The sequence below is a fragment of the uncultured Nostoc sp. genome, from assembly GCF_964245445.1.
In the GTDB taxonomy this organism is placed as follows: domain Bacteria; phylum Cyanobacteriota; class Cyanobacteriia; order Cyanobacteriales; family Nostocaceae; genus Nostoc.
Genome location: NZ_CAXTNE010000487.1, coordinates 1 through 2763 on the forward strand (window position 1 = coordinate 1; position 2763 = coordinate 2763).

General features: G+C 43.9%; 3 protein-coding genes and 1 pseudogene. All 4 read left to right on the forward strand.

Annotated features, from left to right (window positions below; translation table 11 throughout):
* Positions 1-86 precede the first annotated feature (86 nt).
* Positions 87-1199, forward strand: a complete 1113-nt coding sequence (locus ACFE90_RS37635; RefSeq protein WP_375507319.1) for an alkene reductase — start codon at positions 87-89, stop codon at positions 1197-1199.
* A gap of 123 nt (positions 1200-1322) precedes the next feature.
* Entirely contained in the window at positions 1323-1754 is a 432-nt protein-coding gene (locus ACFE90_RS37640; RefSeq protein WP_375507320.1) for a YybH family protein, read from the forward strand.
* A 101-nt stretch (positions 1755-1855) separates the two neighbouring features.
* Complete coding sequence (locus ACFE90_RS37645; RefSeq protein WP_375507321.1) at positions 1856-2521, forward strand: nitroreductase family protein; 666 nt, start codon at positions 1856-1858, stop codon at positions 2519-2521.
* Between the two features lie 34 nt (positions 2522-2555).
* Positions 2556-2763 (forward strand): annotated as a pseudogene (locus ACFE90_RS37650) (hypothetical protein); the annotation flags it as partial.

Sequence of the window (2763 nt, forward strand, 5' to 3'; positions counted from 1 at the left end):
GGGGACTGGGGATTGGGCAGAAATAACCAATGACCAATGACCAATGACCAATGACAAATGACTAAAATAATTTGGAGATAAAACCAATGACTAGTGATATCAACTTATTTTCTCCTTATCAATTAGGGAATCTGGAACTACCTAACCGGATAGTAATGGCACCCTTAACCCGAAATAGGGCAGGTCAAGGAAATGTACCACAGCAACTGAATGCTACCTACTACGCGCAACGGGCTTCCGCCGGATTGATTATTTCTGAAGCAACACAGGTAACTCCTGAAGGACAGGGTTATCCCGCTACACCAGGAATTCATTCATTAGAACAGGTGGAGGGATGGAAGTTAGTAACCGATACCGTACATCAGCAGGGAGGCAGAATTTTTCTGCAACTATGGCATGTAGGCAGGATTTCTCACCCAGACTTACAACCGAATGGAGTTTTACCTGTGGCACCTTCTGCCATTGCTGCTAAAGGTGACGCCGCAACTTATGAGGGGCCAAAACCTTTTGTAATTCCCCGTGCTTTAGAAACTTCAGAAATACCGCAGATAGTCGAACAGTATCGTCAAGGAGCGGCAAATGCCCTAGCGGCTGGGTTTGATGGGGTGGAAATTCACGCAGCTAATGGTTATTTAATAGATCAGTTTCTCCGCGATCGCACCAATCAACGTACAGATAAATATGGCGGTTCCATTGAGAATCGCGCCCGATTCCTGTTAGAAGTGACAGAGGCGGTAACTAGTGTCTGGGATTCTAACCGAGTAGGAGTACGTTTCTCTCCCAGTGGGACTTTTAACGATATAGGTGACTCTAATCCCCTGGAGACATTTGGTTATGCGGCTCAAGCGTTGAACCAGTTTAATTTGGCATATCTGCATCTTTTTGAGGCAACAGAGGCAGACATTAGACATGGCGGGATAATTGTACCCACTAGTCATATACGCGATCGCTTTACAGGTACACTCATCGTCAATAGTGGTTATACTCGTGAAAAAGGCGATGCAGTACTAGCAAACAAAGCAGCAGATTTAGTTGCCTTTGGCACGTTATTTATATCAAACCCCGATTTACCGCGACGCTTGGCTTTGAATGCACCACTAAATGAAGCAAATCAAGCAAGCTTTTATGGTGGCGATGAAAAGGGATATACAGACTATCCATTTTGGTCAGCTGCTAACGAGCAGGTGGTCAATGCCTAATTCTTCTCATCTGAATAATTAAAACCCACTTTTCGCACTCTAAAGTATAAAATCAAACTTAGGTTTTTAGATTTTTCCCAGATACAACATCAGTAAAATAGTTGTACAAATTGGTTGTGAACTATGAAAGATACTTTAGAAGAAGCGGAAATCAAAGAACGCGTTAATGATTGGCTAGCTGCGTTTAGTTCAGGCGACAAACCCTTTGATTTTTCTGTCCTAGACAATCTTTACTGGCAAGATGAACAATTCCTCGCCTTCGATACCCTCTCACCGCAGACCACTCGAATTCAAGGATGGCAATCCTATGAGGAAATATGGAAGCCCTTCATGACAGCAATAACACAGTGGCAAGTTAAATTAGTTGGGGATATTCAGATTTTCACAAGTGATAACATTACCGTCTCTGCTTTAATTTTTCATAGTACAGCAACCACCATAGGAAATGAGGCGGTTGGAATTACGGCTCATGCGACGCTTGTATGGCAAAAGCGAGAGGGACAATGGCGCATTATCCACGAGCATATCTCTAACCCGGTTAACATTCCCAATTAGAGAGGAACATATTACATTGCCCTGCTCTTTAACGCTTTTGAATGACTCTAAACAGAGTAAAATCCGAAACCCTTTCATAACTCAACTATCAGGAGAATCTTATGAGTTCCATCACCCAAACCCAAGCTTTAGATGTACCCAGTGCGATCGCTCAACGTCGTTCCATTAAAACTTTTAAAACAGACCCCATCGCCCCAGAACTGCTCAAGCAGTTGGTAGAGTTGACCGTGGCAGCGCCCAGCAGCTTTAATATCCAAGACTGGCAAATTATTCTTGTGCAAGATGAGGCGCAAAAGGCAGCACTAGCAGCAGCATCGTGGAATCAACAGCAAATTGTCCAAGCACCTGTAACCTTCGTCTTTGCCGCCGATCCTAACGTAGGCCAAGGAGACTTAACCCCAATTTTTGAGCGGGCAAGTGAAACTGGGGCATGGAATGAAGGCACGATAAACTACTTTAAAAGCGCCATCCCCCAATTTCAAGCAACGCTAGGCGACAAGCGACGCGAATATGCGATCAAAGATGCCATTATTGCCGCTACCCATTTGGTCTTAGCGGCAGAAAGTCTGGGATTATCCACATGTTTTATGAACGGTTGGATTGAGGATCAGGTAAAACAAGTGATTGGTGCTGGGGATAATCCAGATTTAGCGATCGCTGTTTTAGTTCCTGTTGGCTATGCAGCAGAACCACGCTTAAATCCAGGTCGTTTGCCATTCTCCTCCAACGTCTCTGTGGATAGAATCGGTAATCCTTATGCAGGGTAGTTTTTCTTAAATGGGGAATGGGGAATAGGGAATAGTGAATGAGTCTTTAATACTCGCCGACGAGTCTTTAATACTCGTGAATGAGTTTTTAACACTCGCCGACGAGTCTTTGATACTCGCCAACGAGTCTTTAATACTCGTGAATGAGTCTTTAATACTCGTGAATGAGTTTTTAATACTCGTGAATGAGTTTTTAATACTCGCCGACGAGTCTTTGATACTCGCCGAGGAGTCTTTAATAC